23 protein-coding genes and 2 pseudogenes are annotated in these 26,971 nt (G+C 70.4%); 12 read left to right on the top strand and 13 right to left on the bottom strand.

All coding sequences use genetic code 11. The features are described 5' to 3' along the window. Positions 1-9: 9 nt before the first annotated feature. The 4 genes from AAEP80_RS08530 to AAEP80_RS08515 all read right to left on the bottom strand — a co-directional run bounded on the left by AAEP80_RS08530 (position 10) and on the right by AAEP80_RS08515 (position 5,170). Complete coding sequence (locus AAEP80_RS08530) at positions 10-1,986, bottom strand: ArnT family glycosyltransferase (RefSeq protein WP_420366702.1); 1,977 nt, start codon at positions 1,984-1,986, stop codon at positions 10-12. An 8-nt stretch (positions 1,987-1,994) separates the two neighbouring features. Then, positions 1,995-3,479, bottom strand: a complete 1,485-nt coding sequence (locus tag AAEP80_RS08525; protein WP_420366701.1) for a glycosyltransferase — start codon at positions 3,477-3,479, stop codon at positions 1,995-1,997. Then, the gene (locus AAEP80_RS08520; protein WP_402729163.1) at positions 3,476-3,988 is read right to left on the bottom strand and encodes a GtrA family protein; all 513 of its coding nucleotides are present in this window, start codon (positions 3,986-3,988) and stop codon (positions 3,476-3,478) included. Before AAEP80_RS08520 ends, AAEP80_RS08525 begins: the two co-directional genes overlap by 4 nt. A gap of 177 nt (positions 3,989-4,165) precedes the next feature. Next, positions 4,166-5,170: an aldo/keto reductase family protein gene (locus tag AAEP80_RS08515; RefSeq protein ID WP_420366700.1), complete on the bottom strand. Its 1,005-nt coding sequence runs from the start codon at positions 5,168-5,170 to the stop codon at positions 4,166-4,168. A gap of 250 nt (positions 5,171-5,420) precedes the next feature. On the opposite strand from AAEP80_RS08515, the gene AAEP80_RS08510 reads away from it, so the two are divergent. From AAEP80_RS08510 to AAEP80_RS08495, 4 genes are all read left to right on the top strand, one after another. Beyond that, positions 5,421-6,353 (top strand): hypothetical protein, encoded by a 933-nt coding sequence (locus tag AAEP80_RS08510; RefSeq protein WP_420366699.1) that lies wholly within the window; start codon positions 5,421-5,423, stop codon positions 6,351-6,353. A 125-nt stretch (positions 6,354-6,478) separates the two neighbouring features. Further along, positions 6,479-7,039 (top strand): YceI family protein, encoded by a 561-nt coding sequence (locus tag AAEP80_RS08505; protein ID WP_420366698.1) that lies wholly within the window; start codon positions 6,479-6,481, stop codon positions 7,037-7,039. A gap of 681 nt (positions 7,040-7,720) precedes the next feature. Then, entirely contained in the window at positions 7,721-8,287 is a 567-nt protein-coding gene (locus AAEP80_RS08500; RefSeq protein WP_420366697.1) for a TIGR03086 family metal-binding protein, read from the top strand. Further along, the gene (locus AAEP80_RS08495) at positions 8,284-9,312 is read left to right on the top strand and encodes an aldo/keto reductase (RefSeq protein ID WP_420366696.1); all 1,029 of its coding nucleotides are present in this window, start codon (positions 8,284-8,286) and stop codon (positions 9,310-9,312) included. Before AAEP80_RS08500 ends, AAEP80_RS08495 begins: the two co-directional genes overlap by 4 nt. Positions 9,313-9,384: 72 nt before the next feature. On the opposite strand, the gene AAEP80_RS08490 is transcribed toward AAEP80_RS08495, so the two are convergent. Beyond that, on the bottom strand, positions 9,385-10,311 hold the full coding sequence (locus AAEP80_RS08490; protein WP_420366695.1) for an oxygenase MpaB family protein: 927 nt from the start codon (positions 10,309-10,311) through the stop codon (positions 9,385-9,387). Between the two features lie 70 nt (positions 10,312-10,381). On the opposite strand from AAEP80_RS08490, the gene AAEP80_RS08485 reads away from it, so the two are divergent. Beyond that, entirely contained in the window at positions 10,382-12,067 is a 1,686-nt protein-coding gene (locus AAEP80_RS08485) for a long-chain-fatty-acid--CoA ligase (protein ID WP_420366694.1), read from the top strand. Positions 12,068-12,448: 381 nt separating this feature from the next. Here AAEP80_RS08485 and AAEP80_RS08480 read toward each other — a convergent pair. The 5 genes and pseudogenes from AAEP80_RS08480 to AAEP80_RS08460 form a co-directional block, all read right to left on the bottom strand. Then, positions 12,449-12,715: pseudogene (locus tag AAEP80_RS08480) on the bottom strand (EamA family transporter); the annotation flags it as partial. Between the two features lie 545 nt (positions 12,716-13,260). Then, positions 13,261-15,258, bottom strand: a complete 1,998-nt coding sequence (locus AAEP80_RS08475) for an amino acid transporter (protein ID WP_420366693.1) — start codon at positions 15,256-15,258, stop codon at positions 13,261-13,263. 46 nt (positions 15,259-15,304) lie between these two features. Next, complete coding sequence (locus AAEP80_RS08470) at positions 15,305-16,153, bottom strand: ABC transporter permease (RefSeq protein WP_420366692.1); 849 nt, start codon at positions 16,151-16,153, stop codon at positions 15,305-15,307. Beyond that, on the bottom strand, positions 16,150-17,151 hold the full coding sequence (locus AAEP80_RS08465) for an ATP-binding cassette domain-containing protein (protein WP_413602485.1): 1,002 nt from the start codon (positions 17,149-17,151) through the stop codon (positions 16,150-16,152). The genes AAEP80_RS08470 and AAEP80_RS08465 overlap by 4 nt, the downstream gene beginning before the upstream one ends. 59 nt (positions 17,152-17,210) lie before the next feature. After that, positions 17,211-17,951 carry a hypothetical protein gene (locus AAEP80_RS08460; protein WP_420366691.1) on the bottom strand — a complete coding sequence of 247 codons (741 nt, stop codon included), beginning with the start codon at positions 17,949-17,951 and terminating at the stop codon, positions 17,211-17,213. A 115-nt stretch (positions 17,952-18,066) separates the two neighbouring features. On the opposite strand from AAEP80_RS08460, the pseudogene AAEP80_RS08455 reads away from it, so the two are divergent. Beyond that, a pseudogene (locus AAEP80_RS08455) lies at positions 18,067-18,276 on the top strand (helix-turn-helix domain-containing protein); the annotation flags it as partial. 214 nt (positions 18,277-18,490) lie between these two features. Here the strand turns inward: AAEP80_RS08455 and AAEP80_RS08450 are convergent. Continuing rightward, positions 18,491-20,062 carry an inositol monophosphatase family protein gene (locus AAEP80_RS08450; RefSeq protein WP_420366690.1) on the bottom strand — a complete coding sequence of 524 codons (1,572 nt, stop codon included), beginning with the start codon at positions 20,060-20,062 and terminating at the stop codon, positions 18,491-18,493. A gap of 142 nt (positions 20,063-20,204) precedes the next feature. On the opposite strand from AAEP80_RS08450, the gene AAEP80_RS08445 reads away from it, so the two are divergent. The 3 genes from AAEP80_RS08445 (at position 20,205) to AAEP80_RS08435 (ending at position 21,254) form a co-directional block, all read left to right on the top strand. Then, complete coding sequence (locus AAEP80_RS08445; protein ID WP_420366689.1) at positions 20,205-20,684, top strand: DUF3054 domain-containing protein; 480 nt, start codon at positions 20,205-20,207, stop codon at positions 20,682-20,684. A gap of 14 nt (positions 20,685-20,698) precedes the next feature. After that, complete coding sequence (locus AAEP80_RS08440; protein WP_420366688.1) at positions 20,699-21,004, top strand: hypothetical protein; 306 nt, start codon at positions 20,699-20,701, stop codon at positions 21,002-21,004. Between the two features lie 67 nt (positions 21,005-21,071). Then, complete coding sequence (locus AAEP80_RS08435; RefSeq protein ID WP_420366687.1) at positions 21,072-21,254, top strand: hypothetical protein; 183 nt, start codon at positions 21,072-21,074, stop codon at positions 21,252-21,254. Positions 21,255-21,273: 19 nt separating this feature from the next. Here the strand turns inward: AAEP80_RS08435 and AAEP80_RS08430 are convergent, their stop codons facing one another. Together AAEP80_RS08430 and AAEP80_RS08425 are read right to left on the bottom strand one after the other, a co-directional pair. Further along, a complete protein-coding gene (locus AAEP80_RS08430; RefSeq protein WP_413602492.1) occupies positions 21,274-21,924 on the bottom strand; it encodes a spermidine/putrescine ABC transporter substrate-binding protein in 651 nt (216 codons plus the stop codon). A 35-nt stretch (positions 21,925-21,959) separates the two neighbouring features. After that, positions 21,960-22,889, bottom strand: a complete 930-nt coding sequence (locus AAEP80_RS08425) for a DUF3097 domain-containing protein (protein ID WP_420366686.1) — start codon at positions 22,887-22,889, stop codon at positions 21,960-21,962. 79 nt (positions 22,890-22,968) lie between these two features. On the opposite strand from AAEP80_RS08425, the gene AAEP80_RS08420 reads away from it, so the two are divergent. The 3 genes from AAEP80_RS08420 (at position 22,969) to AAEP80_RS08410 (ending at position 26,961) form a co-directional block, all read left to right on the top strand. Further along, a complete protein-coding gene (locus AAEP80_RS08420; RefSeq protein ID WP_420366685.1) occupies positions 22,969-24,018 on the top strand; it encodes a zinc-binding dehydrogenase in 1,050 nt (349 codons plus the stop codon). A 213-nt stretch (positions 24,019-24,231) separates the two neighbouring features. Beyond that, a complete protein-coding gene (locus tag AAEP80_RS08415; RefSeq protein ID WP_420366684.1) occupies positions 24,232-25,473 on the top strand; it encodes an ROK family protein in 1,242 nt (413 codons plus the stop codon). A gap of 141 nt (positions 25,474-25,614) precedes the next feature. Beyond that, entirely contained in the window at positions 25,615-26,961 is a 1,347-nt protein-coding gene (locus AAEP80_RS08410) for an extracellular solute-binding protein (protein ID WP_420366683.1), read from the top strand. The last annotated feature ends 10 nt before the right edge of the window (positions 26,962-26,971 follow it).

Here is a 26,971-nt window from a genome sequence, read left to right as displayed (position 1 = left end):
ACGCGCGGGTCACGAGGTGCTGACCGCGGTCGTGGTGGGGTCGGTCGTCGGGAACACGACCGTCAGGGTGGTGCCGTCACGCTCGACCGAGGTCGGGCGGAACGCACTGCCCATCGCGTCGAGGGTGGCCTCGGTGCGCTTCGCCGCGGCGGCGTCCGACGTGTGCACGACCACGCGGCGGAACGTCTGGCCGTCCTCGCCGGTGAGCGGCGTGAACCGGTCGACACGGACGGAGTCGTCGGCGAGGACCTGGCCGAGAGCGATCATCGCCCGGGAGTCGACCTGGCCGGCCCGGAACTGCGACCGGGTACCGGCATCCGCCTCGAGCGCCGGGTTGTCCGCGAGCTGCGTGCCGAGCGTCTTCCGCTGGTCCGCGGCCTTCGTGATCGCCTTGTCGGCGGCTGCCTGGCCCTCGGAGTTGATCTGCCGGACGTCGACCTTCTGGTTGCCGGTGCCGAAGGACGCGACGCTCGTGGAGTTCTGGATCGCCTGGCGCACGTCCGTCGAGGAGTTCCCGCCGGTGCGCATCGAGTCCGTCGTCACGACGTAGTCGGAGTCCTTCCAACCGTTCGGCGACTGGCGTTCGACGGCTCCGTCGGTGTCGAGCTTGTAGTACCAGACCACGTTGTTCCTGGCGAAGCCGTCGTTCACGAGGTCCACCCACATCGCGTCGTCGACGAGCATCCGGGAGCGCTTGTCGACGTTGTCGCCGATCCAGTTCTCCGCCTGCGCCATCGGCTTGTCGAGGTCGGTCACGAGGAAGCCGCGGAGCTGCGATCCCCAGAGCGGCACGGCGACGACGAGCGCAGCGGCAGTTGCGAGCGCCCATGCCCCACCGAGGACCCGACGCGATGCTCCGCGAACCCGGTTCCTCGCGAGGAAGGCGGTCTTGCCGCTGACGGCGAGCACGGCCCGCTCGGCGACGAACGCCACGAGGACGGCCCCGAACGGCACGAGCATGATGACGTACGGCACGGGCAGGTACCCGTTCGGCCGGAACATGAAGAGCAGCAGGAAGACGAGCATCGCGGCGATCGGACGGACCCGACGCAGGAACAGCCCCACGACGGCCGCTGCCGAGCCGAGCACGATGAACACCGGGTCGAGCGCCCACCACTGGGATGCGGCCTCGTTCGCCAGGCTGCCGCCGGTGAAGAGCGAACCGCTCGCCTCGCGGCTGCCGAGCTGGTAGGTGATGCCCTGGAGCAGGCTCACCTTGCCGGCACTCGGCAGGAGCTCGCCCTTGACGGCGGCCAGCAGGATGTACCCGCCACCGATCACGGCGAGGACGGCCCCGGCGACGCTCAACGTGTAGCGACGCGTGCTCTTGTCCGCTCGACGCACGGCCATCCAGATGAGGAACGGCAGTGCGAGCAGGTACGTCTCCTTCGACAGCACCGCGATCCCCAGGCAGGCGGCTGCGCCGACGAACCCGGCGAGCTGCTGCCGACGGCTCAGGACGAGGACGAACGCGGCGAGGAGCCACGGCGTCGCGACGTTGTCGATGTACACGGTGCGGTGGTACTGCAGCGCGAGCGGCGACAGCCCGAACACCAGCACGGCGACGGCGCTCGCCGGTCGGGACATCCCGAGGCGACGGCCGAGGACGAACACCAGGACGGCGGAGACCGCGGCGAAGAACACCATGGCCTCGCGGGCGGCCTCGACGGCGAACGGGTAGCGCGCGAACGCCCCGGTCAGCGAGGTGTAGCCGGCGATCTGGATCCACCCGAGCGGCGGGTGGTCGTACCAGTATGTGTAGTGGGTCAGTTCGCCGAGGTGGGTGATCGCCCACGCCTGGGCCGTGTAGGTGCCCTCGTCGTCGATGCGCTGCGGGATGCCGCCCATGTTCCAGGCCTGCACCAGCGCGGCGATCGCGACGACGGGGAGGACCCACGCGAGGCTCCGTGCGTGCACCTGGAACCAGGCGCGGACACCGGTCGCCGAGCGCGTGCCGCGGATCGGGATGCCGGTCGTGTTGGTCATGCTGGCGGTCATCGTTCACCTCCTGCTGATGCACCGGCGAACGCCGGCTCCGGGCTGGTGACGGCGGACGGGAAGCCGACCACCTCGGGCTGCTGCGCCGCGGTGCGGTGCTGCCCGGTGTGCTCGGTCTTCTCCCATCCGTTCTGCTTCCTGGCGTGCCGGATCACCGCACGGACGGCTGCTGCGGCGAGGAACACCTGGTAGGGCACGAGGCCGAGCACGAGCTTCACGTAGTCGCGGATCCGGACCTTCTCCTTGTAGAGACGCCCGAACTCCCCGAGGCCGGCGATCTCGACCGCGAGCAGCATCAGCGTCGGCGCGAGCGGGATGAACGAGATGAGCGCGATCGCCGTCGGCACCTTCACGAACGCGATCATGATCACGCTGAGCGGGATCAGCAGCCCGGTGGCGGCCTGGATGAAGGGCATCGTCAGCAGGTACCGCGCGAAGAACCGCTGCTTCAGCGACGGGAGCTGCTTCCACTCCCCCTTCTCGAGGACCTGCAGGAAGCCCTGGTTCCAGCGCGTCCGCTGCTTGAGCAGGGAGGCGAAGGTCGGCGGGGTCTCCTCGCGGGTGACCGCCTCCGGGCTGTACGCGACGACGACCTTGGCGCCGTCGGCGGAGAGCCGGACGCCGAGCTCGCAGTCCTCGGCGAGGCAGTGCGCGTCCCACCCGTTCGACCAGTCCAGGCGCTCCTTCGTCACGAAGACGGTGTTGCCGCCGAGCGGGATGAACTTCGACTCCGCGTGGAAGTGCAGTCGCGAGCGGAACCAGAAGTAGTACTCGAGCACGTTGCGGAGCGACCACCAGCTGGACTTGAAGTTCATCAGCTGCACGCCGCCCTGCACGACGTCGGCGCCGGTCTCCTGGAAGCGCGAGTCGACCAGGCTGAGGAGCTTCGGGTACACCTCGTCCTCTGCGTCGAACACGCCCACGATGTCCCCGGTGGCGTACTGCAGCGCCAGGTTCATCGCCTTCGGCTTGTTCTTCGGCAGCGTGTCGTCGACCACGACCTTGATCAGGCCGGGGTGCCGCTCGGCGGCCTCGCGGACGACCCGGTCGGTGCCGGGGTCGTCCTCGCCGACGATCGCGATGATCTCGAAGTCGGGGTGGTCCTGCGTGGCGAGCATGTCGAGCGTCTGCCCCATCACGTCCTCCTCGTGCCGCCCGGGCACCAGGAGCGTGAAGCGGTGGGCCGCTGGACGCGGTGTGTCGCTGAAGCTCGTCTGCTTCAGCGCGTCACGCGACCGCCACGCGTGCAGCATCCACCAGAGCGTGGACAGCGCGACCAGCGTGAGCAGGATCGAGATGGCGATGAGGGCGGAGTAGCCGACCCATTCGCCCAGCGTCCAGGCGGCGTGCGCGGCTTGCCCCGAGCCTCCTGTCGGGACGTCCGTGGTGCCCCGGTTCGGGACGTTCCCCGACGTCCCGGACTGGTCCTTCGGCTGGAGCAGCGGCCCAGCGGCCGTGACCAGCGTCGTGATGACGGTCATTCGACGATCTCCTTCGTGCGACGTGCGTCGTGGGAACGGAAGACGAGGGCCTTGTACGCGGCGAACCGGAACGCGGTGCCGAGGACCAGGCCGACCCCGTTGCCGGCGACGTTGTCGGCGAGGGTGGAGGTGTATCCGAGGAGGTAGTGCGAGACGTAGAGGCAAGCGGCGGCGATGCCGAGCCCGATGAGGTTCGTGAGCGCGAAGAGCAGCCCCTCGCGGATCGTCTCGCGACGTCCGGTGGTGCGCTCGGCGCGGAAGGTGATGAAGCGGTTGAGCACGTAGGCGACCGCGGTCGAGACGACCGCCGAGACGACCTTCGCGCCGATGGGCTTGTCGTCGAGGACGGTCGCGCGCAGCAGGTTGTAGACGCCGAGGTCGACGACGAAGCAGAACGCGCCGATGGCGCCGAAGGACACGAGCTGCCGGGCTGTCGCCAGGAGGCGGCTCAGCCGCGTGGACGTCACCCGTGCGGGTGGCACCACAACGAGGGTGTCAGTCGAGGTCATGCAGCCGATTCGGTGGGCTACTGCCCCCCGTTTGGGTGGGGTACGGACATCCCCAGGGTTCTGCCAGAAACGCGACATCCGTTGTTCATGTGGGGTACGGGCGTTGCGGTCCGCAACGACGGACGGGAGGCACGGTGCCAGCTGGCACCGTGCCTCCCGTCCGGTTCTGGGTCGCGTCTACGCGGGGCGCGACGCCGGGCTCACGCTCTTCGCGGAGTCGCGTTCCGGGATGGGCCCCAGGGCGTCGTCGATGGCCTTGAGCGCGTCCGCGTCGAGCTTCACGCCGACCGCCTTGACGTTGTCGGTGACCTGCTGCGGGCGCGAGGCGCCGACGATCGCACTCGCGACGTTGTCGTTCTGGAGCGTCCACGCGATCGCGAGCTGCGCCAGGGTGAGCCCCGCCTGGTCCGCGACGGGCTGGAGGCGCTGGACGGCCTCGAGGACGTCGTCGCGCATGTACCGCTTGATCATGTCCGCGCCGCCCTTCTCGTCGGTGGCGCGCGAGCCCTCGGGGAGCGGCTGGCCGGCCTTGTACTTGCCCGTGAGGACGCCCTGCGCGATCGGGGAGAACACGATCTGGGACAGTCCGAGCTGCTTGGAGGTGGGGACGACCTCGCCCTCGATGACCCGCCAGAGCATCGAGTACTGCGGCTGGTTCGAGATCAGCTGGAAGCCGAGCTCCTTCGCCAGTGCCGCACCGGCGCGGATCTGGTCGGCGGTCCACTCGGAGACGCCGATGTAGAGCGCCTTGCCCTGTCGGACGACGTCGGCGAAGGCCTGCATCGTCTCCTCGAGCGGGGTCTCGTAGTCGTACCGGTGTGCCTGGTAGAGGTCGACGTAGTCGGTCTGGAGCCGCGTCAGCGACCCGTTGATCGACTCGAGGATGTGCTTCCGGCTGAGTCCGACGTCGTTGTGCCCCTTCGGACCGGTCGGCCAGTACACCTTCGTCGCGATCTCCAGCGATTGGCGACGCTCGCCCTTGAGCGCGTCACCGAGGACCGATTCCGCCTTGGTGTTCGCGTACGTGTCCGCGGTGTCGAACGTCGTGAAGCCGGCGTCGAGCGCTGCCCGGACGCATTGGGTGGCGACGTCGTTCTCGACCTGCGAGCCGTGCGTCAGCCAGTTGCCGTAGGTGATCTCGGAGACCTTGAGTCCCGAGTTGCCGAGGTACCTGAATTCCATGCTCCCGACGCTACTGGAGCGCGCTCGGCCCCGGGTGGCCCCGTGGGTGCCTCCCGGGGTGGGGCGCGGGGGAGCTGCGTGGGGGGGGTGTGCGAGCGGGCGAAATACCCACGTCGGCCACACTCCCGACCCTGGCATCTCGCCCGTTCGCCGAGACGGGCAGGCCTCCACACGCGGGCGACGCCCGCGTCCATCCACACGGGAGGCTCGGCTCACCCCGACGACGCCGACTCGCCACGAGCATGTGGGGATGACCGCCAGACGCCGACTCCCCGGAGCGCTCCGAGACGCATCGTTCCGCGTTCGTGACGCGCTCTACCGAGGGGTACCCCGTGGACGCCTCGACGCCAAGGACCTTGTCAGGCCGTTCCACGGGGTCCGCTCCCCGGCGACCCCGGTGCTGGTGGACGAACGAGCCCGCGCCCTCGCTCCACGACTCCGGCCGGACCAGGTGTTCAGCCACGTGACCGCCGCAGCGATCATCGGCGTCCCGCTCCCCCGACGCTTCGAGCGCGACCGACGACTCCACGTGACGACCATCGGCGTCGATCAGGCGATCCGGGTACGTGGTTCGGTGGGACATCGGGCCCGGGCCGGCACGGTGCGACGGACGATCTCACGAGGCGTCCCGATCAGCGACCCTGCAGACACCTTCGTCGCCCTGGGGACGATGCTGACGGTCGACGAGCTCGTGATCGCCGGCGATGCCCTCGTCGGGTGGCTGGGTTGGCTCACGCTCCCAGAACTGACCGCAGCGGTCCGCAGACGACGTCGCATCCGGGGCATCCGGAAGCTCCGCGCAGCCCTCGCCGAGATCCGACCGGGTTCCAGGTCCCCCGGCGAGACGCGGACCCGGCTCACCCTCGTCCGCCGAGGCTTGCCCGAGCCTGCGCTCAATCACGACGTCATCGTCGACGGGCAGTGGATCGCCTGCGTCGACCTCGCGTACCCGGAGGCACGCGTCGCGATCGAGTACGAGAGCGATCTCCACCGAACGGATGCCAGGTCGTTCAAGAAGGACCTCACGCGTGGCGAGCACCTGAAGGACGTCGACTGGTGGCTCGTCCGGGTCACAGCAGACGATGTCGGAGCGCTCATCGAGCAGTTCGTCGCACGTGTCAGACGGTTGCTGTCGGTCGGCACTGGCGGTCGGCACGACACACGCACGGCGACACTCGGGTGAACATTGGTTGACGCTTCAACCAAATGGGTGCACAATGGCGTAGCATCAACTTCGATGCGGGCGCATGGACCGGGGATCCGGTCGCTCGCGTCACCACGACTCACTCGTCCTGGAAGGACACCACAATGTCGCTCACCGCAGAAACCATTCCCGGCTACCGCACCGGCACCTGGAAGATCGACCCGACCCACTCCGAGGTCACCTTCTCGGTCCGCCACCTCGCGATCAGCAAGGTCAAGGGCAAGTTCGAGACCTTCGACGCGACCGTCGTCACCGCCGAGAACCCGCTCGAGTCCACCGTCGAGGCGTCGATCGACGTGGCTTCGGTGAACACAGGCCAGGAGCAGCGCGACCAGCACCTCAAGACGAGCGACTTCTTCCTCACCGAAGAGCACCCGCAGCTCACCTTCCGCTCCACCGGCATCGAGGCCAAGGGCGACGACCTGCACATCGCCGGCGAGCTCACCCTCCGCGGCGTCACCAAGCCGGTCGTCCTGAAGGCCGAGCTCGGTGGCTTCACGACGGACGGCTACGGCCAGGTCAAGTTCGGCGCCGAGGCGACGACCAAGATCGACCGCACCGAGTTCGGAGTGAACTGGAACGCAGCCGTCGAGGCCGGTGGCTTCACCCTGGGCAACGAGGTCACGATCAACCTCGACGTCCAGTTCGTCCTCCAGGCTGCGTGAGTCCGTCCCGGACCCTCGCTCCCTGACCAGGGGAACCGAACCGCACCACACTGCAGCACCCGAGACGAAGCCCCGGCGCCGCCCCATGGCGCCGGGGCTTCGTCGCGCCCGGCCTCGGCGCGTCCAGGAGCACGGACTCCCACGCTCCCGCGCTCCCGCGGGCACTCCCACGCTCCCGCGCTCCCGCGCTCCCGCGGGTCCACCCGAGCGGGCGAAATACCCGCGTTCTCACGGGACGATCCCTGGCATTTGGCCCGCTCGACGACCACGACCGCACCCTCCTCGCTCGCTCCTCACGAGCGGGCCAATTCGAGTGGTTCCCGCGCGGTGCTCCCCGGGTATTTCGCCCGCTCGACCGGCGGGCGGCCTGCAGTCTTCGCCGGACGAACGCGAGCGGGCGGAAGGGTGGGGTTCCCGTGCGAGGATGCCCGGGTATTTCACCCGCTCGACCGGGACGCACCCGCGCCGGCGTACGTTGGGCACGCACGCACGCACCCGGGCACGCACCCGCGCAAGCACGCACGCACCCACGCACGCACGCACCAAGCGCACGCACGCACGCACCAAGCGCCCCCACCCACCCACGGGCACCAAGCGCACCCACGGCCCCCGGGAATCCGCGAAGGCTCCCCGAGGTTGCACGCCACACATCGCCGAACCGTGACGAACAGGAGCACCACCATGGCCACCGACTGGATCGCGCTGCAAGCCGTCGCCGCAGCCGAGTTCGGCCGCCGCGTCGCCGCCGTCTCCGACTGGGACGCCCCGACCCCCGACTCCGAGTGGACCACCAGGGACCTCGTCGCGCACGTCGTCGACGAGCAGCGGTGGATCCCGCTCCTCCTCACCGGGTGCGACTACGCCCAGGCCGAGGCCGATCTCGAACCCGTCGGGGACGACCTCGTGGCCGAGTGGGAGCGCTTCGCGGGCGCCGCCACCGAGGCGTGGCACCGCGCCCCGCAGGACACCCCGGTCCACCTCGCGACCGACGTGGTCAGCGCCGCCGAGTACCTCGCCGAGCAGACGAGCGACATCACGATCCACACGTGGGACCTCGCGCGGGCGACCGGCACGGACGAGCAGCTGCCGGACGAACTCGTCGCGGCGGTGTGGCACCACTTCGAGCCGCAGATCGAGTCACTCGCCGAGACCGGCCTGTACGCAGCACCCGTCGACGTCGGCGAGGACGCACCGCTCCAGGTCCGCCTCCTCGCGGTCACAGGCCGCGATGCCAGGGTGAACGCATGACCCCGACCCACCCGACGAACAGCACCGACACGAACGCCAACGCGAGCACCACACGACTCGGCGCCACCGGCCTCGAGATCAGCAACGTCATCCTCGGGATGATGTCCTACGGCGACCCGACGAAGGGCTCGCACGCGTGGAGCGTCGGCATCGACGAGGCACGCCCCTTCGTCCGGCACGCGTTCGACAAGGGCATCACCACCTTCGACACCGCCAACGTGTACTCCGACGGCTCCAGCGAGGAGATCACCGGCACGCTCCTGAAGGAACTCGCCCCGAGAGAGGACGTCCAGGTCTTCACGAAGGTGTTCAACCGGATGCGCCCAGGGCCCAACGGTGCCGGGCTCTCCCGCATGGCGATCATGCACGAGATCGACGCCTCGCTGACCCGCCTCGGCACGGACTACGTCGACCTGTACCAGATCCACCGCTTCGATCCGCAGACCCCGATCGAGGAGACGATGGAGGCGCTGCACGACGTCGTCAAGGCCGGCAAGGCGCGCTACATCGGCGCGAGCAGCATGTGGGCGTGGCAGTTCGCCCAGATGCAGCACACCGCCGAGCTGCACGGCTGGACGAAGTTCGTCAGCATGCAGGACCAGTACAACCTCCTCGAGCGCGAGGAAGAGCGCGAGATGCACCCCTTCTGCGCCGCCACGGGTGTCGCGGTGATCCCGTGGAGCCCGCTCGCCCGCGGCAAGGTCACCCGCCCGTGGAACGCCCAGGGCTCCGGCACGCGCGCCGACACCGACGAGTTCGGCAAGACGCTGTACCGCCAGGACGAGGACGCGAACCACGCGATCGTCGACGCCGTCGAGTCGATCGCGAGCGACCGCGGCGTCAGCATGGCGCAGATCGCCCTGGCGTGGGTCGCCGGCAAGGACGCGGTCACGGCCCCGATCGTCGGCGCGACGAAGGAGCACCACATCGACGACGCGGTCGCCGGAGCGTCGATCGCCCTGACGGACGACGAGGTGACGCGACTCGAGTCCGCGTACACGCCCCGGGTGCCGTCCGGTTTCTGACGCACCCACCAGACGGACGGGAGGCACGGTGCGGGCCCGCACCGTGCCTCCAGTCTGTTCTGTGGCCGGGTCTCAGGCCGCTGGTTCCGCGGCCTGGCGCTCCAGCCGTGCGATGCGCCGGAGCGCTGCGCGCTCCGTCCCCGACTGGTTGCCGAGCACGCCGCCGATGCCGTCCAGGACCATGCCGGTCGCGCGTCCGACGGGCAGCTCCACCGGGCCGATCGCCGCCTGACGCAACCCGAGCATCGAGCGGTGCCGGGGGTCGAGGGTCGACACGGCGCCCTGGAACAGGGCCTGGTAGCCGGGCCGCAGCATGCGGGCGAGGGGCGGGTTGCGGATGAAGCGGACGACCTCGCGGGTGCGCGGTGTGACGGCCAGCTCGCCGCGGTCGAGGTACCCGTCCATCTGGGCGCGGAGCTCGGCCTCGCTGCGCGGCGGGTCCTCCACACGCATGAGTTCGCCGGCGGTCGCCCACTCCCGGACGTAGGCGTCGGCGCCTCCCGGGATCGGGTCTCCCCACCGCTGAGCGCTCCTGAGGAACGCGTCGGTGAAGGCGAGGTGCACCCACCGCGCCAGGTCCGGGTCGTTCGCGGTGTAGTCCCGCGTCACCCCGTGCCCGTCGACGTACTGGCCGTGGACCTTCTCGTGCAGCCGGAGCACCCACTGGCTCGCTCCCCTGGCCGTCGCGGTGTCCCCGTGCGACACCGTGTAGATCCAGCGGATGGTGCCGGCGAGGCGGCCGAACGGGTCCTCGCGGTAGCGGGAGTGGTCGGCGACACCGGCGAGCGCCCCCGGGTGCAGCGCCTGGACGAGGAGCGCACGGACACCGGCCACGATCGTGTGGTTGCCGCCGTGCACGGACCAGGTCGCCGACCCCGGTCCGAAGAAGCCGGCGTCGGTGCCCTGCTCGAGTTCGTCCACCCACTCGGGTCGACCGGTCGTGCTGCCGGTGAACGTGGCCTGGAGGCGGGAGCGGAGTGCACCGGTGACGAAGGACATGTCCTCATCGTGCGCCGTCCGGCGGGGTGTGTTCCCAGCCCACGGTCGGGCACCCCGCTAGGTTGGGCGCGTGAGCATCGACACGCCCCGTCCCTGGCTTGCCGCCTACGCACCAGGAGTGCCGCACGACATCGAGGAGCCCACCGGGTCGCTCTTCGACCTCGTGGAGCAGTCCGCGAAGCGGTTCCCGAAGAAGGTCGCCCTCGAGTTCTTCAAGCGCACGACGACGTACGCCGCGCTCGAGGACCAGATCGTCCGTGCGGCGAACGGCCTCCGCAAGCTCGGCGTGACCGCTGGTGACCGGGTGGCGCTGGTCCTGCCGAACTGCCCGCAGCACGTCGTGGCGTTCTACGCGGTGCTGCGGCTCGGTGCGATCGTCGTCGAGCACAACCCGCTGTACACGCCGCGCGAGCTCCGGCACCAGTTCGAGGACCACGGCGCGAAGGTGGCGATCGCGTGGGACAAGTCCGTCGCGACGTTGCAGGAGTTCCCCGCAGACGTCCGCCTGGACGCCATCGTGTCCGTCGACCTGACGAAGGCGATGCCTCGGAGCACCCGGCTCGCGCTGACGCTTCCCGTGGCGAAGGCCCGGGAGTCCCGCGCGAAGCTGACGACGAAGGTCCGCGGCACGACGAAGTGGGACGACCTGGTGTCTTCTCGTCGGCTGTCCCGCAAGCACGTCCGGCCGTCGACGGACGACACCGCGCTCATCCAGTACACGTCCGGCACCACGGGGACGCCGAAGGGTGCCGTCCTGACGCACCGCAACCTCATCGCGAATGCGGCGCAGTCCCGTGCATGGGTCCCGCAGATCCAGCCGGGCGACGGCAGCGTCGTCTACGCGATCCTGCCGATGTTCCACGCCTACGGACTGACGCTGTGCCTGACCTTCGCGATGAGCATGGCCTCGCGGTTGGTGCTCTTCCCGGCGTTCGAACCGGATCTCGTGCTCACCGCGATGAAGCAGCACCCGCCGACGTTCCTGCCCGCCGTGCCGCCGATCTACGCCAGGCTGCAGCATGCCGCCGACTCCAAGAAGGTGTCGCTCAAGGGCATCGAGATCGGGATCTCCGGGGCGATGGCGCTGTCGAAGGACGTCGTCGAGCCGTGGGAGGCGCGCACCGGCGGGTACCTGGTGGAGGGATACGGCCTGTCCGAGTGCTCCCCCGTCATCATGGCGAACCCGGTGTCCGACGCCAGGCGGCTCGGCACCATCGGCCTGCCGTTCCCCTCGACCGAGGCCCGTGTCGCCGACCCGGACGAGCCCACCCGGGTGCTCGGCACGGACGAGCCGGGTGAGCTGCAGGTCCGCGGGCCGCAGGTGTTCAGCGGCTACTGGGGGAAGGCCGAGGCCACCGATGAGGTCTTCACCGCGGACGGCTGGTTCCGCACCGGGGACATCGTCGCGATCGACGCCGACGGGTACGTGCGGATCGTCGACCGGCTCAAGGAGCTCATCATCACGGGCGGCTTCAACGTCTCCCCGACCGAGGTCGAGGACGCCCTGGTGAAGCACCCGAGCGTCCGCGAGGTCGCCGTCGTCGGGATCACCCAGGCGGGCAACGAGCAGGTCGTCGCCGCGGTGGTGCCGCGCGACCCGTCCTCGTTCGACGCCGAGGCACTCCGCGCCTACGCCCGCGAGCACATGGCGGCGTACAAGGTGCCGCGGCGGATCGTCGTCGTGGAGGACCTGCCCCGCTCGATGATCGGCAAGGTCCTGCGGCGCAAGGTGCGCGACCAGATCCTGGGCGAGTAGGGCGCGCGCGGGGTGTGGTGTGCGCGGGGGCGGGCGCGCGGGGCCGACTCGGAACGACAGACTCGCTGTCGTACGACAGCGAGCGTGTCGCTCCCACGCCTCCGCAACATCCTGCGCGCGCAACGAACGACAGCGTCGTCGTCGTACGACAGCGGCGCTGTCGTTCCGGGTCGGAAGCACATGGACGCACCGAGTCGGAAGCACATGCACGCGTCGAGTCGGAACGCGCGAACACTCAGCGCCGCGACGCCCGCCCGGGCACCGCGAGCACCGCCAGGCCGAGCACGACGAGCACGATGCCGCCCCACCCGACGACCCCGAGGTGCTCCCCGAGACCAGCGCCGCGAGCACCGCTGCCACGACGGGCTCGAACAGCGACAGCAGCGTCGCGGCCGATGCCGTCACCGTCCTGAGCCCGACCGCGTACAGCGAGTGCCCGATCACCGTCGGGACGAGCGCCAGGTAGAGGAACACCGGCCAGTCCGACGGCACGAGGAGGTACTCGTGACCGGACACCACGACGAGCACCACGAGCGGCAGCGCGGCGAGCCCGAACACCGCGCCGACGAGTCCCCGTCCGTTCGGCCCGACACGCGAGACGATCTCGGCCGTCGGCCCACCGGGCACCGGTGCCCGGAACGTGCCCATCCCGCGGGCGATCGCCCACGAGTACAGCGCATAGGTCAGTCCGGCGAGCAGGGCGGCTCCGAGACCGATCGCAAGCGACCCGGACGAGCTCGACGACGAGCGGGCGAGCGTCACGACGACCATCCCGATGACGCTCACGACCGTGGCGAGGACCCACCGCCGCGCCACCGGACGACGTTCCGCGACCCACTCGACGAGGCCGGCGAACACGGGCGACGACCCGATCGCGATGGTGGTCCCCAGCGCCACACCCGCGTCGGCGAGCGCCGCGTAGAACGCCACCGCGTACACGGCGAGCGCCGCTGCCCCCAGCCAGACCCAGCCCCGCGTCCCCGGAGCGACCGCGGCACGGAGCGTGGCGCGACCGGCCAGGCCGGCGAGGACGAGGCCACCGAGCCCGAAGGTCACGGCACCGAACACGAACGCTGGCACGCCGGGAGCGAAGTGCGTCGCCGTCCCGGTGGTCCCCCACACCGTCGCGGCGACGACGACCGCCGCGATGCCGCCGACCGGACGGGAGGCTCGGCCCGCGTCGACCTCGCCCGTCACGACACGTGCACGCTCGGCCGGCGGTTGACCTCGGGTTCGGCTTCGCGCAGGACCTCACGCGTCACCGGAGCGACGTCGCCGACGCCGGTGAAGACGAAGCGGATGGCGTTCCGGATCGGGCTGCCCTCGTTCCACTCGAAGTAGATGCTCGGGACCACGCCGGCGATGTCCCGGATCGCGAGCAGCGTCGACGCGATGGTGTTGGGCACGTTGCCGGATCGGACCCGGAGCACCCGGAACCCGTGCACCACGTGCCCCTCGACGACGAGGTCCTCCTCGAAGTCGGACGAGTCGGCCGGGAGCACCTCGAGGAACATCGTCGGGACGCGGGCCGGGATGCCGGAGTCGCGTCGTTCCTCGCGTCCCTTCGACCGGTAGGCGGCCGCCGTTCCCGCACCCGGTTCGTTGGCGATGATGCACACCGAGCTGAACTGGTCGGCGTCGGCCTCGACGAACTGCCTGGCGGTCGCGTCGAGCTCGATCGACGACGCCCGGAGCTCGAACGACCGTCGCACCCGGGACACCAGCGACACGACCACGATCGCGATGATGAAGACCGCGGCGATCCGCACGCCGTCCGGGCGTTCGATGACGTTCGCGATGGTCGTGTAGACGAACACCACGGCGATGATGCCGAAGCCGATGGTGCGCTTCTTCTGCTGCTTGCGCCGGGCCGACAGGGTCACCGCGACCGCGGCGCTCGTGATCAGGACGAGCACGCCCGTGGCGTACGCACCGCCCTGCGCGTCGACGTTGGCCTGGAAGATGATCGTGATCACGAAGGCGATGAGCGTGAAGATGATGACCAGGGGCCTGGTCGCCCTCGCCCACTGCGGCGCCATCCCGTAGCGGGGCAGGAACCGGGGCACCAGGTTGAGCAGTCCGGCCATCGCACTCGCGCCGGCGAACCACAGGATCGCGACCGTCGAGAAGTCGTACACCGACCCGAACACGCCGCCCAGGTACTCGTGCGCCAGGTACGCCAGCGCGCGTCCGTTCGCTCCGCCGCCCGGCTGGAACTCGTGCTGCGGGATCAGGAAGGTCGTGACGATCGACGAGGTGATGAGGAACGTGCTCATGATCACCGCGGCGACGGTCAGCAGCCGCTTGGTCCCGCGGATGCGGCCCTCGGGGCGGGGGCTCGTGCCGTCGGCGGCGTCACCGCGGACCTGCGGCATCACCGCGACCCCGGTCTCGAACCCGGACAGGCCGAGCGCGAGCTTCGGGAACACGATCAGCGCGATCCCGATCATCACGAGGGGGTTGCTGTGCTGCGCGGTCAGTCCGCTCCACCAGTCGCTCGCCACGGTCGGGCGCTCGAACACGTGCCAGATCGAGACGCCGACGACGATCGCGTTGAGCGCCAGGTACACGGCGACCAGTCCGACCGCGATGCCGATCGCTTCCTTGAACCCGCGCAGGAACACCACCCCGAGCAGGAGCAGCAGCGCCAGGGTCAGCGGCACCGGGATGTCGGTGAACCAGTGCGGCGTGAACGGGTTCTCGGCGATGTGGGCCGTGGCGTCCGCTGCGGACAGGGTCATCGTGATCATGAAGTCCGTCACGGCGAACCCGAGCAGGACCAGCACGAACAGCTTGCCGGCCCACCAGGGCAGGAGCTTCTCGAGCATCATGATCGACCCGGCGCCGCGGAAGCTGTCCTGGGCGACGCGGCGGTAGACCGGCAGCGCGCCGAAGAGCGTGACGAGCACGAGCACGATGGTCGCGATCGGCGAGAGCAGCCCGGCGGCGAGCGCGGCGATCGCCGGCTGGTAGCCGAGCGTCGAGAAGTAGTCGACGCCCGTGAGGCACATGACCCGCCACCACGAGTGGGTCTTCTCGACCTCGACCTGGTGCGGACCCTGGTGGGACGCTCCCTGGTCGGAGCCCTGCAGCATCCACCGCCGGACCCGCGTGCTGCGGTCCGGACCGGGCTCGGTGGCATCGCGGGCAGCAGCCTGTTCGCCGGCACGCTCGGCATCTGTCGCGGTCATGGGCCCTCTCGCGTCGACGGTTCGACACGATCGTAAGCCGCCGCGGCTACTTCGAACTGATCCGCGTGTACTTGTTCACCGCCCACGGCACGAACACGACGAGCATCACGGCGATGCCGATGAGCACCGTGGTGATCGGGTGCTGCATCGTCCAGATGTCGGGCACCGGTTCCGACCCGACGTTCCCGAAGAGTTCACGGGCCGCCTGCACGAGGGAGGACACGGGGTTCCACTCCGCGAACACCCGGAGCACGAGCGGCAGCGTGTCGCTCGGGACGAAGGCGTTCGAGATGAACGTCAGCGGGAACAGGATCATGAACGACGCGTTGTTGATCACCTCCGGCGTCTTCACGCTCATGCCGAGCAGCGCCATCACCCAGCTGAACGAGTAGCTGAAGAGCAGCAGCAGCGCGACGCCGGCGAGGAACTCCAGCGGTGAGGAGTTCACCCGCCACCCCACGAGCAGGCCGGTGAGCATCATGATCACCATCGAGATCGTGTTGAGGACGAGGTCGCTGTTCGTGCGGCCGACGAGCACCGCGGACGACGACATCGGCAGCGTCCGGAACCGGTCGATCAGGCCCTCCTTGAGGTCCTGCGCCATCGCGGAGCCGGAGAACGTCGCGCCGAACACGACGGTCTGAGCGAAGATCCCCGCCATCAGGAACTGCGTGTAGTCGGTGCCCTGCACGGCGATGGCCCCGCCGTAGACCTGGCTGAACAGCAGCACGAACATGATCGGCTGGAGCACGGCGAAGACGAGCATGTCGGGCGAGCGCTTGATCTTGATGAGGTTGCGCTTGGTGACGGTCCAGCCGTCCTCGAACCACACCGCGACGGGTGAGGTGACGACGACCGGCAGCTGCCGGCCCGGCGTGGTGACGACGGCGGTCATCGTGCCGCCTCCTTCTGCTTGGCGGCTGGCGCGTCGTCGGCATCGTCCCCGGTCGCGGCGTGCCCGGTGAGCCGGAGGAACACGTCGTCGAGGGTGGGGCGGCGCATGCCGGCGTCGTGGAGTTCGATGCCGGCCTCGCCCAGGTCGGCGAGCACACGCTGCAGCGCCGTCGGCCCGGCTTCCACCGCGATCGCGTGGGTGCGTCCGTCGCCGGATGCCTCGACCTCACCGACGCCGTAGCGCCGGAGCACGGTGACCGCGGCGTCACCGTCGGTCTCGTCGACCAGCGTCACGACGACCCGGTGTCCGCCGACCTGTGCCTTGAGCTGGTCGGCCGTGCCCTCGGCGATGACCCTGCCGTCGTCGATCACCGCGATGTCGTCGGCGAGCCGGTCGGCTTCTTCGAGGTACTGCGTCGTCAGGAGCACGGTCGCGCCGTCGGCGACGAGTCGCTCGATGATGCCCCAGAGCGACAGTCGGCTGCGGGGGTCGAGCCCGGTCGTCGGTTCGTCGAGGAACAGCACGCTCGGGTTCATCACGAGGGCTCCGGCGAGGTCGATGCGCCGACGCATGCCGCCGGAGAAGCCCTTCACGGGGCGGTCCCCCGCCTCGGACAGGTCGAACACGTCGATGAGCTCGCGGGCTCGGGCACGGGACGCCTTGCCACCGAGGTGGTACAGCCGGCCGATCATCTCGAGGTTCTCGAACCCCGTGAGGTTCTCGTCGACCGCGGCGTACTGCCCGGACACCCCGATCGACCGACGAGTGGCCTGGGGGTCCCGCACGACGTCGACCCCGGCGATCGACGCCGTGCCGCTGTCCGGCTTGATGAGCGTCGTGAGCACCTTGACCGTCGTGGTCTTGCCGGCACCGTTCGGCCCGAGCAGCGCCGTGACGGTGCCCTGCGGCACGGACAGGTCGAGTCCGGCCAACGCGTGCACCGGCCCGGACTTCGATCGGTAGGTCTTGGTCAGCCCGGAGGCTTCGATGATGGCCATGCCGCTCCCTCGTCGAACATGGAATGTATCAGTGGTCCGGAAGGGAGAAGGACGGACGATCAGATGTCGAAGCCGCCGAAGTCGCCACCGAAGTCGTCGAACCCACCGCCACCACCGAAGTCGGAGCCGCTGTCCCACGACGCGTTGTCGAACCCGCCGCCGTCGGATGCGCCGCCGTCACCGGAGTCGCCCCCAGTGTCCCCCGAACCACCGTCACCCGCATCCCCCGATGCGTCGGTGCCGCCGTCGAAGCCCGACGGATCGGGCAGGAACGCGCTCATCAGCGTCGAACCGATGACGTACCCGGCGACGGTCCCGAGGATCGACGCACCGAGCATGCTGCCGAACGACGGCCCCTGACGCTGGCCGAAGGCACCGCCGGCACCGCCGCCCATCCCGCCGAGCGACCGCTCCATGAACCCGGGCTCTCGGATCTCGGACCGCGTGGCCGACTGCGCGAGCGATCGCGGGTCGTTGCCACGTGGTGCGTCGCCGGCCGGGGCCGTCCGGGTGAACTCGTCGTAGACCATCTGGCGCTGCTCGGGCGTGAGCCGCTCGAAGGCCTCGGCGTGCACCTCCTCGATCCGCTCCGGCGGCGCGGTGCGCAGCAGGTAGCGGTAGCGCTCGACGGCCTGCTGGTCCTCGGTCCGAGCACCAGGACCGTAACCGCCGGGAGCGCCGCTGGTGGGCGGGGCCGTGTCGTACGACTGCTGCCCGTACCGGTAGCCCTGCTGCTGTCCGTTCCACCCCTGCTGCTGCGATCGGTCTTCGCGGCCGAGCAGTCGGTCGAGGAATCCCATGTCGATGCTCCCAACGTGATCCGGGCACGGTGCCCGTGGAGTGCAACAGTAGGGACGCCGGACGACCGGTGACTGTGTGCACGCACAGAGTTCGGTGAACGAGGAGGATGACATCATGACCGACCTCGCCGAGCTCCGCCGACTCCGCCGCGCGCGGAGCCGGATGGACCGCGAGTACGCCGAGCCCCTCGACGTCCCCGCCCTGGCCGCGTCGGCGTACATGTCCACCGCGCACTTCAGCCGACGCTTCCGCGACGCCTACGGCGAGACCCCGTACGCGTACCTGATGACCCGGCGGATCGAACGGGCGCAGGCGCTGCTCCGCACCGTCTGAGTGCACGTGCTCGCCGACGACATCGACGCCGCCGTCGCCTTCTCCCGCGACACGATCGGCTTCTCCGTCCGCGACGCGGCCGTCCGCGACCCTGCTGGCAACATGGTCCGGATCGCCCAGGCCTGAGCAGGTCCGGAACCGGACCGAAGGCGGACGGGAGGCTCGTGGCGGCCCCGCCACGAGCCTCCCGGCCGTCCTCCACACGTCAGCGACGCACCGCATCCACCCAGACCGCGTGCAGTTCGTCAGCCGAACCCGGGTGCGCTACCAGGAACGGCGCACCCACCGGCGGGAACCCCTCGACCGGCCCGTCGACGGTCATGACGATGCCACCGGCCTCGTGCACGAGCAGCACGGCCGCACCGTGGTCGATCGGGTCGAACGCCGACACGCACCCGCCGATCCCCCGCCCCGCCGCGACCTGCGCGATCGTCAGCGTGCCGGAACCCTGGACGCGGAGCGTGCAGGACCGCGCGGCGAGGGCGTCGAGGAACGCGCCGAACCCCGGCCACGGCAGGTGTCCGTCGAGCTCGGTCCCGACGACCGCGCCCGCCAACGACCTCGGGGTGTCGTCGAGCCGGAGCTGCCGGTCGCGGATCACGGCGCCGCGTCCCCGACGCGCCTCGAACACCTCGCCACGCCACGGATCCGCGACGACGCCGACGAGCGGACGCCCGCTCCGGGTGAGACAGAGCGACGTGCTCGTCCACGGGACGCCGTTCGCGAGGTTCGTCGTCCCGTCCACCGGGTCGAGGTACCAGCGGTGCTTGTCGCCTGGCGCATGGCCGTACTCCTCGCCGGAGAAGCCGTGCGTGGGGAACGCCGCGCGGACGCGACCCCTGACGTGCTGCTCGACGAGCCGGTCGACGTCCGTGACGAGATCGGCCTCGTGCGCCTTCGTCGTCACCGAGCCGACCGGGTGCTCCCGCGTGTACGCGATCACCTCGTGCGCGATCCGGTGCGCGAGCGCCTGTGCCCGCGAGGCCACCTCGGCCTCGGTCGCCTCGTGGTCCGGCTCCGGCCACCCGTCCCGTTCGGCCGCGGCGAGCGCTGCACGGACGGCGGCGAGGTCGTTCGTGGTGATCGAGTCCGCGCCGAGCCGAGCCGCCCAGATCGCCGGCTCCGGTGCGTCCACGGTCCACACCGCGACCTGCAGCCCGAGGTCGTGGGCGGCCGCGATGGTCCTCGGGGTCAGGAAGGCGACGTCGAGGTTCAGCGTCGACGGCCCGAGCGCCACCAGGTCGTCGGGCGTCGGCGGGTCGAGGGACTCCCACGCCAGCCAGACGTCCGCGTCCGGGAGCACCTCGCGCACCGCAGCCACCGCCTCCTGCGCCCCGCACCACGCGACGGCGACGGCGGCGCTCGAGGAAGCCACCGTGCGTGCGGCGACGCGGGCGTCCTCGGCGTCGGTGAGGTCGATCAGCAGGGACGAGCCGCAGCCGTCCAGCCGTTCCAGCACCGCGTCGAGCCGCGGGATGCGGTCGAGGCCGTTCCCGAGCCGGGCGACGTCACACCACGGCACGTCCGCCACCCGACGCGCGTCGCCCCACATCCGGCCGAGCGTCTCGTCGTGCAGCAGGACGGCGACACCGTCCGCCGTCCGCCGGACGTCCACCTCGATCACATCGGCGCCGAGCGCCTCGGCCACCGCGACGGCCGGCAGGGTGTTCTCGCGGCGGACCCGTGGTGCACCACGGTGCGCCACCAGGCGCGGCATCCGGACGGACGGGAGGCTCGGTTCGGCCGGACGACTCCGGGTCGCGTCCGTCGTCGTCATGGCTCTGCCCTCCGTGGAGACTTCCGTCCCGCATCGTCACGGTTCGGTCTCGCATCGTCGCGGACCCGGTTGAACACCAGGTTGCCGGGTGCACCACCGGCAGGTGAACTCGTTGCCGCGTCGTGCCTGCGACAATGAGGCGGTGACCGATCGCACCTGGGGCTGGCTCGCAGCCGTCATCGACGTCGTCCTGATCATCGTGTTCACGCTGATCGGACGGTCGTCCCACGGCGAGGCGACCTCGTTGATCGGACTGTGGACCACCGCGTACCCGTTCCTCGCGGGATGGGCGATCGCCTACGTCACGAGTGGTGCGTGGGCCCGCCCGCTGCGCTTCTGGCCGACCGGTGTCGTCGCGTGGATCCTCACGGTGTTCGTCGGCATGGCCATCCGCGTCGCGACCGGGCAGGGTGTGGTCGACGGCAACCCGCTGCCGATCTCGTTCGTCATCGTCGCGACGATCGTGCTCGGTGTGTTCCTGCTCGGGTGGCGGGCGATCGCGCGCGGTGCCCTCCGGGCGGTCGCGCGACGGCAGCGGCGGTCGGCCCCGGCGGTCGAGGACGACCCGGCGAACGACGACCCGTCGACGGAGCCCTCGGCCGGTGTGACGCCGGGCAGCTGAGCGGACGACCCGTCGTGGCGGAAGCAGGTCTCCTCGCGGCGAGTGTCGCGATCCTGGTCGGGACCGCTGCGCTCCTCGTCCGGCTCGTGCGGAATCCGGTGCGGGTCCGTGACGCACAACTCGCGCTGAACGCCGAGCCCGTGGTCAGCCTGCTGACGCTCGTGCTCGGTGCAGTCCTCGTCGTCCTCGTCCTCGCGGTCGGGATCGCATGGATCGCGACAGGGCACGGTGTCGTCGGGTGGGCGATGGTGTGCCTCGGTGCGACCGGCGTCGCGCACCTCGTGGTCGTCGTGTGGATCCGGAGGAAGCCGATCGTGTGACCCTCGGCGGTCATGCCCGAGCACGGTGTCCGACACGAGGGGGTTCGTCGATGGTTGGATTCGTCGTATGCGTCGATCGAACGTGCTGTGGCTCGTGTTCCTGTTGATCGGACTCGTGTTCGGCGCTGTTGCAGTCGTCCTCCTCACGAGCGGCGCCCCAGGCGTGTTCGGATGGATCGCGGTCGCCTGCAGCGTGATCATCCTGGCGAGCACCGCGGTGGGCTACCGACGTTCCCGCTTTCGTCCCTGATCGCCCGGGACGCCGGACGTCAGAACAAGCCGCCGCGTGACCCGTCGCCGTCGAGCCCGCGGAACATGTCGGACACGAGCGCCTCGATCTGCGGCTCGACCAGACGTTCGACGGCCTCGGCGATCCGCGGCCGGTGGTCGATGAGCGCGAGGCACACCGCCGTCCCCGTCGAGCGGGCGCACTCGTCGGAGAGGTCGATCTCGTGCCGGAGTGCCGCCTTCGCCTCGTCGGACAGGGGCTCGCGCGGTGCGGCGTCCGACGTTGCCCCGGTGCCGGCGAGCTCGCCGAGCGTGAAGAGGAACGGTGCGCCCTCCTGCGGCTGCGGGTCGACGTCGAGCCCCTGGAACTCGGGCGAGAGTCCCTCGGCCGGCTGGTAGCCGGCGTCACGCTTGCGGGCGGCGGCGCGTTCGAGCTCTCGCTGCAGCAGCGGCAGGTTCTTCGCTGTGTAGTCGTCGACGGAGTCCTCGATGATCGTCGAGATCCGACCGATCAGCGCGTGCTGGACGGGATGCGGCACGTCGGGCCCGAAGCCCGCGGCGCTGGCGATCGGCGACCCGGTGCACTTCCGGCAGATGCGGGTGCGGGGACGGGCGGTCCCGATCTGCCAGCGCGGGAGCCAGCGCAGCCAGACGTCGACGGCGTTCCGCACGCGCCCGTCGATGCCGTCCATGTCCCCAGGGTATGCGCCACTCCGGGGATCCGCGGCTAGGAGACGGGTTCGGTGACGAAGTCGATGAGCTCCTCGACCCGGCCGAGCAGCTGCGGCTCGAGATCGGCGAACGTCCGCACCTGCCCGAGGATCCGCTGCCACGCCCTGGCGATGTCGGCCTGCTCGGAGTGTGGCCACCCGAGCGCCTGGCAGATGCCCTTCTTCCACTCGATCGACCGCGGGATGGTCGGCCACTGCTCGAGGCCCACCCGCCCGGGCTTCACCGACTGCCAGACGTCGACGAACGGGTGCCCGACGACGAGCACGTGTGCGCCCCACTTGCCCCGCATCACGGCGTCGGCGAAGCGAGACTCCTTCGACCCGGGGACCAGGTGGTCGACGAGCACACCCACTCGGCGGTCCCGCGACGGGCGGAACTCCTCGAGCACGTCGGCCAGGTTGTCCACGCCGGAGAGTTCCTCGACGACGACGCCCTCCACACGGAGGTCGGCGCCCCAGACCTTCTCGACGAGTTCGGCGTCGTGCTTGCCCTCGACCATGATCCGGGAGGGCAGCGCCACGCGCGCTCGCTGCGCCTCGACGGCGAACGATCCGGAGGCGGTGCGGAGGCGACCACCGTCGGACGCGTGGCGGACCGCCGGACCGGCACCGGGCCTCCCGTCCGATCCGGCGCGAGCCGGGGGTGCAGCTGCGGCAGAGCGCCCGACCGGCGCCTGCGGGCGACCCAGGGTGACGAGCTCGCCCTCGAGCAGGAACTGGCCGGTGAAGGGGAACGAGCGGGTGCGGCCCTTCCAGTCCTCGAGCGCGACGGTGCCGGCTTCGAGGCCGACCACGGCGCCGGCCCAGCCGGAGGCGGGGTCCTCGAGCACCATGTCGCGTTCGAGCGGCACCTGCCGCACCTTCTTGACGCCCTTCGAGCGCCAGTCGCCCGAGAGCACATCGCTGCCGTACCGGTCGTCGTCCACCCGCACGAGGGTACTGTCGACTCGGCTCCGGACGACGGCGACGGGCCGACTCCCACCATCGAAGACGGAAGGCACCTCCTTGCGCGCAGCAGTCATCCACGCCCCTCGCGACATCCGGGTCGAGGACCGCGACCAGCCGTCGCTCATCAGCCAGCGGGACGCGGTCGTCAAGGTCGCGGCCGCGTGCGTGTGCGGGTCGGACCTCTGGCCCTACCGGGGTGTGACCGAGACGAAGCACGCGCGCCCCATCGGCCACGAGATGATCGGCGAGGTCACCGCGGTCGGCAGCGAGGTGACCGGGCTCGCGGTCGGTGACTTCGTGATCTCCCCCTTCACGATGAACGACGGCACCTGCCAGGCGTGCCGCAACGGCATGACGACGGGCTGCGAGCACCTCTCCGGCTTCGGCGGCAAGGACGCGTACGGCGACCCGGTCGGCGGCGCACAGGCGGAGTACGTGCGGGTCCCCGACGCATCGGCGACGCTCGTGGCGGTCCCTGGTCCGGTCGACCCGGCGCTGTACCCGTCGCTGCTCACCCTGTCGGACGTCTTCTCGACCGGGCACCACGCGGCGGTCTCGGCAGCGGTCGGCCCCGGCAAGACGGTCGTCGTGGTCGGTGACGGCGCGGTCGGGCTCTGCGCCGTGCTCGCCGCGAAGCGCCTCGGAGCGGCGCGCATCATCGCGATGAGCAGGCACGCCGACCGTCAGGCGCTCGCGCGGGAGTTCGGTGCGACGGACATCGTCGAGACCCGCGGCGACGAGGGCGTGCAGGCCGTGCGGGACCTGCTCGGCGGGGACCTCGCCGACTGCGCGGTCGAGGCCGTCGGTACCGAGGAGAGCATGGACCAGGCGCTGCACGTCGTGCGGGCCGGCGGCAACCTCGGCTTCGTCGGGGTGCCGCACGGGGTGCCGACGATCGGGATGCGCTACCTGTTCGACACGAACATCACGGTGGGCGGCGGCATGGCCCCTGCACGCACCTACATCCCCGAGCTCCTGCCCGACGTGCTGTCCGGTGCGATCGACCCGGGTCGCGTCTTCGACCTGGAGCTCCCCCTCGACGAGGCAGCCGAGGCGTACGCAGCGATGGACGAGCGTCGCGCGATCAAGGTGCTGCTGCGCCCGTAGGCGGTCGTGCGGGGTGGGCGATCCGGCCCATGACACCCGCAATGCGAAGCCGAATCGCGCGTAGGAGGCCCGAACATCCGGCCTCCTACGCGCGTTTCGGCCCCCGACGCGCGAAACCGCCCACCGCCCCCGGTGTTTCCGAGAGCAGAACGCGTGTTTCGAATCGGTAAACAAACCTTTCAGTAAAGAAGGTTGTCCGTTACTGTCCTCGACATGAGCACACGCGGACGCACTCCAGGGCAGCCGGCACTGCTGCGCGTGCTGAACGACCGCGCCGCCCTCGCCCTGCTCCTCGACGACGGCCCGATGACCAGGAACGAGATCGCCCAGCGCACCGGGCTCAGCAAGCCCACCGCGGCCGAGATCATCCGCCGGCTCGAGGCAGCCGGCCTCATCCGCGAAGCCGGCACCGAGTCGCAGGCCGGCCGTCGTGGCCCGAGCGCCGTCGTCTACCAGGCGATCACCGACCGGGACCTCGCCGTCGCCGTGGACGTCCAGCTCGTCGACGTCCGATCCACCGTGGTCGACGCCACCGGCCGCACCTACCCCGTCGCCGAGCACCGGATGTCGGAGACCGAGATGCAGGACCCCGGCGAGGACATCGTCGCCGCAGCCGTCGGTCGTGCCGCAGCAGCCGCCGGCGTGGACCCCGACCTCGTCACCGCCGTCGCGGTGGGCGTGCAGGCCTCCGTCGACCACGCCACCGACACCCTCATCTTCACCGACGGCCTGCCCGGCTGGCCCCGCGAGCAGGTCTCCGAGACGCTGTCGAAGCAGCTCGGCGTGCAGGTCCTCGTCGAGAACGACGCGAACCTCGCCGCCATCGCCGAGCGGAACATGGGTGCCGGCCGCACCCCGGAGAGCTTCGCGCTGTTCTGGATGGCGGAGGGCCTCGGCATGGCGCTCGACCTCGACGGCCGCCTGCACACCGGCGCCTCCGGGGCCGCCGGCGAGCTCGGCTACCTGAGCGTGCCCGCCGACGCGCTCCCCCTCGACCCGACGGCGACGATCGTCGCGGACCTCATCTCCGAGTCCGCGATCATCGCCCTCGCCGCCGAACACGGGATCACGGCTCCGGACGGCAGTGCTGCCGACTGGCGCCAGGTGCTCCCGCAGCTGCCGGGGCTCCCCGAGCAGCACCCGTTCACGACCGCCCTCGGCGAGCGCGTGGGGCACAACGTGCTCCCCGCCCTCGCCGTCGCCGATCCCGAGACGGTCGTCCTGCACGGCCCGACCGGGATCGCGGGCGGTCCCGCACTGGCCGCCGCCGTGACCGCCTGGCTCAGGACCCGCACCCGCTGGTCCACCGCCGTGGTGGCACCGGGCGTCCCCGACACCCCCGTCCTGCACGGCGCACGACACGTCCTCATCGACGTCGTGCGCACCGCGCTCGGCGACCGACTCGAACGCATCAGCGACGATGCGGCCGAGGCGGCCACCGCCGAGCACGCCTGAACCGCACCACCCACCCGCACCACTCGAGGCACGACATCCCCAGCCCTGTCCGAGGGCTCTTCGGCGCGCCCGGATCCGGCACCACACACCCGTGTGACGCCGACCGGACCGCCGGAGCGAGAGCAGAGAGCGAGTTCCGCAGTGTCCCACTCACCGAACCGGCGGGTCATCCGCCGCATCCTCACCGCGACCGCGGTCGCGACCACCGGCGCACTCGTCGTCGCCGGCTGCAGCTCCGGCAGCAGCGCGTCCTCGATCGACAAGACCGCCCCGAAGGAGCTCAAGGGCACCGTGTCCCTGTGGCACTTCTTCACGGGCCGCGAAGCCGGTGTCGTGAAGAGCGCCGTCGCCGGATTCGAGGAGGCCAACCCCGGCGTCACGGTCGACATCCACGCCGGTCAGGACGACGAGAAGCTGCAGAAGGCGATCTCGTCCGGCCAGAACATCGACGTGGGCTTGTCGTACTCGACGGCGATCGTCGGCAGTTTCTGTTCGTCTGGCGCCTTCCGCGACCTGTCGCCGTACATCAAGCGCGACAAGGTGGACCTGTCCGACATCCCGAAGGCCGTGCGCTCGTACACCGAGTACAAGGGCACGCGGTGCACGCTGCCCGCCCTGGCCGACGTCAGTGCGCTCATGTACAACAAGCCCGCGATGGCCGCCGCCGGCATCACCACCCCGCCGAAGACGCTCGACGAGCTCAAGGCCGACGCGCTCAAGATGACGACGTACAACGCCGACGGCTCGATCAAGCAGCTCGGCTTCAACCCGCTCATCGACTTCTACGAGAACTCCCCGGAGCACTGGGCGCCGATGATCGACGGCACGTGGCTCGACAGCAAGGGCAACAGCGAGATCGGCACCTCCGCGAACTGGAAGAAGCTCATCCAGTGGCAGAAGGACTTCGTCGACGAGATCGGCTACGACAAGCTCAAGGCCTTCACGTCGGGCCTCGGCCAGGAGTTCGCCGCCGACAACGCGTTCCAGACCGGCCAGGTCGCGATGCAGATCGACGGCGAGTACCGCACGGCGTTCATCAACGACCAGACGCCGGACCTCGACTACGGCACTGCGCCGACCCCGGTGATGGACGGCGTCGGCAACTACGGCTCGACCTACATCGCGGGCAACGTCGCCGGCATCGCGAAGGGCTCGAAGAACCCGGAGCTCGCCTGGGCGCTGCTGAAGTACCTGTCGACGAACACCGACGCGCAGGTCACGATGGGCAACGGCCTGAAGAACATCCCGACGCTCACCTCGGCACTGCAGTCGCCGAAGCTCGAGGTCGACGAGAACTACAAGACCTTCGTCGACGTCGCGGGCGACAAGGACACGATGACCTCGCCCGGGACCGCGGACGGCGCCGCCTACATCGGTACCTTCACGAAGTTCTGGCAGGCGTACCAGGAGAACGGCGGCGACCTCGACGCCAAGCTCAAGAAGCTGGACTCCGACATCGACAACGCCAACCAGCTGGCTGGTCCGTGACCATGACGGA

It is taken from the genome of Curtobacterium sp. L3-7, assembly GCF_048756585.1.
Taxonomy (GTDB): Bacteria; Actinomycetota; Actinomycetes; order Actinomycetales; family Microbacteriaceae; genus Curtobacterium.
Note: the sequence above shows the minus strand (reverse complement) of the source record. Positions and strands in the feature narration are given on the sequence as shown.

Excerpts from the sequence above, each read along its gene's own strand:
- AAEP80_RS08430 (WP_413602492.1), bottom strand. The coding sequence starts at position 21,924 with ATGGACGGCATCGACGGGCGCGTGCGGAACGCCGTCGACGTCTGGCTG.
- AAEP80_RS08505 (WP_420366698.1), top strand. The coding sequence starts at position 6,479 with ATGTCGCTCACCGCAGAAACCATTCCCGGCTACCGCACCGGCACCTGG.
- AAEP80_RS08510 (WP_420366699.1), top strand. The coding sequence starts at position 5,421 with ATGACCGCCAGACGCCGACTCCCCGGAGCGCTCCGAGACGCATCGTTC.
- AAEP80_RS08470 (WP_420366692.1), bottom strand. The coding sequence starts at position 16,153 with ATGACCGCCGTCGTCACCACGCCGGGCCGGCAGCTGCCGGTCGTCGTC.
- AAEP80_RS08500 (WP_420366697.1), top strand. The coding sequence starts at position 7,721 with ATGGCCACCGACTGGATCGCGCTGCAAGCCGTCGCCGCAGCCGAGTTC.
- AAEP80_RS08530 (WP_420366702.1), bottom strand. The coding sequence starts at position 1,986 with ATGACCAACACGACCGGCATCCCGATCCGCGGCACGCGCTCGGCGACC.
- AAEP80_RS08435 (WP_420366687.1), top strand. The coding sequence starts at position 21,072 with ATGCGTCGATCGAACGTGCTGTGGCTCGTGTTCCTGTTGATCGGACTC.
- AAEP80_RS08490 (WP_420366695.1), bottom strand. The coding sequence starts at position 10,311 with ATGTCCTTCGTCACCGGTGCACTCCGCTCCCGCCTCCAGGCCACGTTC.
- AAEP80_RS08460 (WP_420366691.1), bottom strand. The coding sequence starts at position 17,951 with ATGGGATTCCTCGACCGACTGCTCGGCCGCGAAGACCGATCGCAGCAG.
- AAEP80_RS08495 (WP_420366696.1), top strand. The coding sequence starts at position 8,284 with ATGACCCCGACCCACCCGACGAACAGCACCGACACGAACGCCAACGCG.
- AAEP80_RS08450 (WP_420366690.1), bottom strand. The coding sequence starts at position 20,062 with ATGACGACGACGGACGCGACCCGGAGTCGTCCGGCCGAACCGAGCCTC.
- AAEP80_RS08525 (WP_420366701.1), bottom strand. The coding sequence starts at position 3,479 with ATGACCGTCATCACGACGCTGGTCACGGCCGCTGGGCCGCTGCTCCAG.
- AAEP80_RS08415 (WP_420366684.1), top strand. The coding sequence starts at position 24,232 with ATGAGCACACGCGGACGCACTCCAGGGCAGCCGGCACTGCTGCGCGTG.
- AAEP80_RS08520 (WP_402729163.1), bottom strand. The coding sequence starts at position 3,988 with ATGACCTCGACTGACACCCTCGTTGTGGTGCCACCCGCACGGGTGACG.
- AAEP80_RS08475 (WP_420366693.1), bottom strand. The coding sequence starts at position 15,258 with ATGACCGCGACAGATGCCGAGCGTGCCGGCGAACAGGCTGCTGCCCGC.
- AAEP80_RS08465 (WP_413602485.1), bottom strand. The coding sequence starts at position 17,151 with ATGGCCATCATCGAAGCCTCCGGGCTGACCAAGACCTACCGATCGAAG.
- AAEP80_RS08515 (WP_420366700.1), bottom strand. The coding sequence starts at position 5,170 with ATGGAATTCAGGTACCTCGGCAACTCGGGACTCAAGGTCTCCGAGATC.